Consider the following 5,085-nt stretch of genomic DNA (forward strand, 5'->3'; position numbering starts at 1 on the left):
GCTTCATCCAAATCTTCGAAAGCTCGGTGGATCGGAAAATCGAAGTAGATTCCCTTTTTGACCAAGGGTTCCAACCACTTTCCTGAACTTTCTCCACGCCATGGAGCGATGGCACCTTCGTAGACAGAAAGGCTTTTATCGGGGATGATCAAGTCAGGATCAAGACCCAATACAGAACCAAATCCTTCACATCTTTTGCAGGCCCCGTAGGGATTGTTGAAGCTGAAAAAGTTGACAGAAGGCAGCTCAAAACTCATTCCGTCCAATTCAAAGCGATCGGTGAAGGTTTTCTTTTCCTTACCGGGAATAGTAATCATACACTCACCGTGACCTTCATAAAATGCCGTTTGTACTGAGTCGGCTATCCTGAACTGATTGTCCTCGTCTTCTTTTTGGATAGAAATCCGGTCGATCAAAATCTGGTAATTTCCCTTTGGGAGTGAGGGCGCCCTTACCAAATCTTCGACAAAGTAGGCATCCCCATCTACTAGTACTCGGGTAAAACCCTTCTGAAGTAGCAATTCCATCTCTTTTAGCATCGTCCGGCCATTCATCTGCTGAAGGGGGCAGGAGATCATTACTTTTTCTCCCTCTTCGAAAGTATGGATAAAATCCACCACGTCTGTGACAGTGTGGTGCTTCACCTCGTCACCGCTGACAGGAGAAATCGTTTTTCCGATTCTGCTAAAAAGCAACTTGAGGTAATCATATATTTCAGTAGTCGTCCCCACGGTGGAGCGGGGATTTTTGGTACTTGCTTTTTGTTGGATGGCTATGGCCGGGGAGACACCTTTGATGTATTCGACATCGGGCTTTTCCATTCTGCCAAGGAATTGACGGGCATAGGAACTCAGACTTTCTACATACATTCTTTGGCCTTCGGCAAACAATGTATCAAAAGCGAGGGAGGATTTGCCTGAACCTGAAAGTCCGGTGACCACCACGAGTTTGTTTCTCGGGATGGCTACACTGAGGCTTTTGAGGTTGTTGACCTTGGCATTTTTGATGATGATGTATTCCTTGGGGTCAAGGTTATCTATAGAAGGGGATTGGAATTCGGTGCGTAAACTCATAAATGCAAAGTTACCCAAACAACAGCTGAAAAGGTAATTTGTTGGAAAGTTTAGACCTGAATCTGCCAAAGAATATAGGCATAGACAAAATACCTCAGGATTCTAAAAAGACTGTAAAGCAGGTAAATTGTCTTGTCCAATCCACCGGCGCCTGCCAGCAAAGCCACTGCAGAAAAAGGCAAAGGTGTCAAAGAAGCCACGATTACCAGATAGCTTCCATATTGGTCAAACATTTCTCTGTATTTTATGAGGAACTTGTTTTTGCTGTTGAGCCATTTTGAATTTTCCTTTAGCATTTTACCCAAAGTAAAGTTTAAAAATCCTGCCCCGTAAGAGATAAGAGAAAGTGTTCCTATACTCAGGAAATAGGGTCCTAGAAACCCTGTTTCCATAGACCAAAGCATGAATACTTCAGGCGGAATGATGCCGAAAATTATTTCAGATCCAACGAAAACAGTCAATACCAAATAGGGATTATTGTAGATCGATCCAAACCAAACCATCCTGTCCTCCTCAGAGGTACCACTTCTCAGGAGGTAAAAAACCAAAACCAATATAGCCAAAAAGAAAAAACCTTTCAGGATGTTCCTGACAAGGAAATTGGTCCTTTCATTTGAAAATTTAATCCAACTCATAGTTGCCATGCTTCAATTCCAAATAAAGATAAAAATGAAATCCAATGATTTCCCGGTTTTGCTGAACCGGTTTGTTCCTTTTTGGTTTAATTTGGAAAAAATTGTCAACCAGCATTATCATGAAAATAGAGAAAAACAAAGTTGTGGCAATCAGCTATGAGCTGCATGTGGACGACGGAGAAAACGGAAAAGAGCATTTTGAAAGCGTCAAGAAAGAACAGGCATTTCACTTCCTTTTTGGTACAGGCCATGTTCTACCGGCATTGGAGGCTGCTTTTGAAGGAAAAGAGGCAGGAGATAAGTTTGAAGTTTTTATTGATTTTGAACATGGCTATGGTGACTATGACGAAAGCAAAAAAGTGATTGTCCCAAAGGCAAACTTTAAGGAGGACGGTAAAAAAGCCAAGAGTTCACTTCGTGTGGGCCAAGTGGTCCCGATGCAGGATGACCAGGGAAATCAGCTGAGGGGAGAAATCACCAAGATTGATTACAGGGGAGTCCATATGGATTTCAATTCTCCTTTGGCGGGATTGGATCTTTATTTTGAGGGAGAAATAATATCAGTCCGGGATGCTTCTCCTGAGGAAATCGACCACGGTCATGTGCATGGTGAGGGTGGACATCATCATTGATTAGCGAAGATATAATAAATATAAAATGCCCATCTTTCTCTGAAAAATGGGCATTTTGAACTTACATAGGTTAGGATATCAAAAGGGCAATTTTCCCAAATCCACATTTCCCCCTGAAAGGATAATCCCAACTTTTTGACCTTTGAACCTTTCTTTGTTTTTCAGTAATGCAGCCAAGGGAACAGCACAGCTTGGTTCGATGATGATTTTCATCCTTTCATAGACAAGACGCATGGCTTCGATGATTTCTGCTTCGCTGACAGTGATGATATCATCCACATAATCCATGATGATTTCAAAATTGATTTTACCCAAGGAAGTCAGTAATCCATCAGCGATTGTTTTTGGGCCCACCATTGGAATCAATTCTTTGGCTTTGAAGGAACGGTATGCATCATCAGCCCCTTCAGGTTCGCCGGCGATGACTTGCGTTTTTGGTGAAATATATTTCGTCGTCAGCGCTGTACCGCTGAGCAATCCTCCTCCACCGACAGGCGCCATCACGGTATCAAAAGGAATTCCTTCTTCCCACATTTCTAAGGCACAGGTGGCCTGTCCTTCAATCACATCCAAATAATCATAGGGTGGGATAAAAACCGCTCCGGTTTTGTCTACGACATCCTTTAAGGTTGTTTCCCGGGCTATCAATGTAGGTTCACATTCAATGATTTCTCCACCATAACCTGCAACAGCTTTCTTTTTGATTTCGGGTGCATTGGATGGCATGACAATGTATGATTTGATTCCGGCTACAGAAGCTGCCCTTGCCAAAGCTGCCGCATGGTTGCCGCTGGAATGGGTGGCCACCCCGTTTTTCTTTTGGTCTTCGGTCAGCTTCATCACTGCATTGGCGGCACCACGGGCTTTGAATGCCCCAACCTTCTGAAAGTTTTCACATTTGAAATAAATCTCGCATCCTGCGATCTGGTTGATGGCCTCAGAAGTGAGAATGGGAGTACGGTGGATAAATGGCTGGATCCTGGCATGGGCAGCCATGATATCGTCAATGCTGGGAAATGCGGTAATTTCATTCATAGAAATAAAGATAGTGTAAGACCTGTAACCTGACAAAATTTTTATCTTGCAACAAAATGAAAAACATGCCTTCAATAGAAACTTTACTTTCGGATGTTTCGGTTTTTCCTGTGATGGGTGAAAAGTTGGATGCCTCCAATTCCATCAAAATGGATTTTTCTCCCACCAATCCTGAACTTCCTTTGGTTGACATATCCAATACAGAAACCTTCAACAGCTATGTTTTTGGATTATTGAATAGGGCAGGAAAAAGGTTTGGTCATGGCGGATATTTTGAGCATAGGGTTATCTATAGCCGAAGTGCTGTATTTGCCACCCAAGAATCAGACTTCCGGGATATCCATATGGGAGTGGACATTTGGGCCGAAGCAAGAACTCCTGTTTTTGCACCATTGGATGCTGTGGTTCACAGCTTTCATGACAATGCCGGTTTTGGCAACTATGGTCCAACCATTATTTTGCAGCATGAAATCAAAGGGAAAGTATTTTACAGCCTCTATGGTCACTTGGCCAAAACGGACTTAGAAAATCTAAAAATCAACCAAGCAATTTCCAAAGGAGAAAAATTTTGTCACCTCGGTCCTTATCCCGAAAACGGAGATTGGCCGCCTCATTTGCATTTTCAGCTGATGTGCGACCTGATGGGAAATCACGGGGATTTTCCGGGAGTATGTTCCCATCGTGACCTCGAAAAGTATAGGCAAATCTGTCCTGATCCTGCTATACTGATCGGTTATTGATTGGCCAAAGTTATCAACCTGATTCCTTCCAAAGTCAGGTTTCGGTCGATGACTTCAAATGAACCTTCCAAAGTAGATAAGATCGAGGAAAGCCCTCCTGTAGCAATAATGTGGCAGGAATAACCCAACTCATGTTGAATGGTCTCAAGCATTCCCTTCACCAATCCGGAATAGCCGTAGATAATTCCGGCCTGTATGGAATGGATGGTGTTTTTGCCCAAAGCTGATTCGGGTACTTCCAACTCCACCTCGGGCAATTTGGAGGTATTGTTAAAAAGTGATTTGATCGCTGTTTTCAGCCCGGGCACGATATTTACCCCAAGCACTTTGCCATCATTACCAACAACTGAAAAAGTCAAAGCCGTCCCGAAATCAACAATTATGGTCGCTGACTTGAACCTTTCATACGCTGCGGTCACATTACACATCAGGTCAGTGCCGATTTCATTTGGTCTTGAAGTACTGACCTGTAGATTTTGATAGCTCTTTCCTTGGATGAGGTAGCAGTTTTTTTCAAGGTATTCTTTACAAAACTGTTGTAAGATCGGATTGATTTCCGGGACAACCGAGGAGATCCCAATGGCTGTGATTTTATCGGTTTTGATGCCGTTTTCCAAGAAAAACAAATGGATTTCGCGTTCGATCTGAAGAACGGTAAGTTCTTTCAGGGTATTGATCCGGTATTCATAGATCCATTTTTTTGATTCTTCCTCATAAAAACCAAAGGTGATATTGGTATTTCCTGCATCAATTGCTAAAAACATGCACAAATAAAATTAAGTAAACTGACTTCTTAATTGGGACTCATCAAAGTCCCATCTATCCAAATATATAAATTGATTTTTTGCCTTTGGGTTTTTTGGTAATTTTCCGAAATGTATACTATCAGAGAAGGAAAAATAGAAGACCTGCCAAAGGTTTTGGAACTGGTCAAAGAACTTGCACTTTACGAAAAAGCACCTGAGCAAGT

General features: G+C 42.5%; 6 protein-coding genes and 1 pseudogene. 3 read left to right on the forward strand and 4 right to left on the reverse strand.

Features of this window, described 5'->3' with window-relative positions; genetic code table 11:
- Positions 1-1,073 (reverse strand): excinuclease ABC subunit UvrA (locus tag ACZFYI_RS15480; RefSeq protein ID WP_462525033.1); only part of this gene is annotated, 1,073 nt, incomplete at its 3' end.
- A 50-nt stretch (positions 1,074-1,123) separates the two neighbouring features.
- Positions 1,124-1,708 carry a VTT domain-containing protein gene (locus ACZFYI_RS15485; RefSeq protein WP_462525034.1) on the reverse strand — a complete coding sequence of 195 codons (585 nt, stop codon included), beginning with the start codon at positions 1,706-1,708 and terminating at the stop codon, positions 1,124-1,126.
- A gap of 119 nt (positions 1,709-1,827) precedes the next feature.
- Here ACZFYI_RS15485 and ACZFYI_RS15490 point away from each other — a divergent pair, with 119 nt between their 5' ends.
- The gene (locus ACZFYI_RS15490) at positions 1,828-2,340 is read left to right on the forward strand and encodes an FKBP-type peptidyl-prolyl cis-trans isomerase (protein ID WP_462525035.1); all 513 of its coding nucleotides are present in this window, start codon (positions 1,828-1,830) and stop codon (positions 2,338-2,340) included.
- A gap of 78 nt (positions 2,341-2,418) precedes the next feature.
- Here ACZFYI_RS15490 and ACZFYI_RS15495 read toward each other — a convergent pair whose 3' ends face one another.
- Positions 2,419-3,375, reverse strand: coding sequence for a threonine ammonia-lyase (locus ACZFYI_RS15495; protein WP_462525036.1), 957 nt, complete (start codon positions 3,373-3,375; stop codon positions 2,419-2,421).
- Positions 3,376-3,440: 65 nt separating this feature from the next.
- Between ACZFYI_RS15495 and ACZFYI_RS15500 the strand changes: the two genes are divergently transcribed.
- Positions 3,441-4,115, forward strand: coding sequence for a peptidoglycan DD-metalloendopeptidase family protein (locus ACZFYI_RS15500; protein WP_462525037.1), 675 nt, complete (start codon positions 3,441-3,443; stop codon positions 4,113-4,115).
- Here the strand turns inward: ACZFYI_RS15500 and ACZFYI_RS15505 are convergent.
- On the reverse strand, positions 4,109-4,879 hold the full coding sequence (locus tag ACZFYI_RS15505) for a type III pantothenate kinase (RefSeq protein WP_462525038.1): 771 nt from the start codon (positions 4,877-4,879) through the stop codon (positions 4,109-4,111). The two genes, ACZFYI_RS15500 and ACZFYI_RS15505, sit on opposite strands and share 7 nt — an antisense overlap.
- 111 nt (positions 4,880-4,990) lie before the next feature.
- Here ACZFYI_RS15505 and ACZFYI_RS15510 point away from each other — a divergent pair.
- A pseudogene (locus ACZFYI_RS15510) lies at positions 4,991-5,085 on the forward strand (GNAT family N-acetyltransferase); the annotation flags it as partial.

It is taken from the genome of Aquiflexum sp. (genome assembly GCF_977115555.1).

What these genes read in the sequence shown, in the direction of transcription:
- ACZFYI_RS15485 (WP_462525034.1), bottom strand. Translation starts at nt 1,708, where the DNA reads ATGAGTTGGATTAAATTTTCAAATGAAAGGACCAATTTCCTTGTCAGG.
- ACZFYI_RS15490 (WP_462525035.1), top strand. Translation starts at nt 1,828, where the DNA reads ATGAAAATAGAGAAAAACAAAGTTGTGGCAATCAGCTATGAGCTGCAT.
- ACZFYI_RS15495 (WP_462525036.1), bottom strand. Translation starts at nt 3,375, where the DNA reads ATGAATGAAATTACCGCATTTCCCAGCATTGACGATATCATGGCTGCC.
- ACZFYI_RS15500 (WP_462525037.1), top strand. Translation starts at nt 3,441, where the DNA reads ATGCCTTCAATAGAAACTTTACTTTCGGATGTTTCGGTTTTTCCTGTG.
- ACZFYI_RS15505 (WP_462525038.1), bottom strand. Translation starts at nt 4,879, where the DNA reads ATGTTTTTAGCAATTGATGCAGGAAATACCAATATCACCTTTGGTTTT.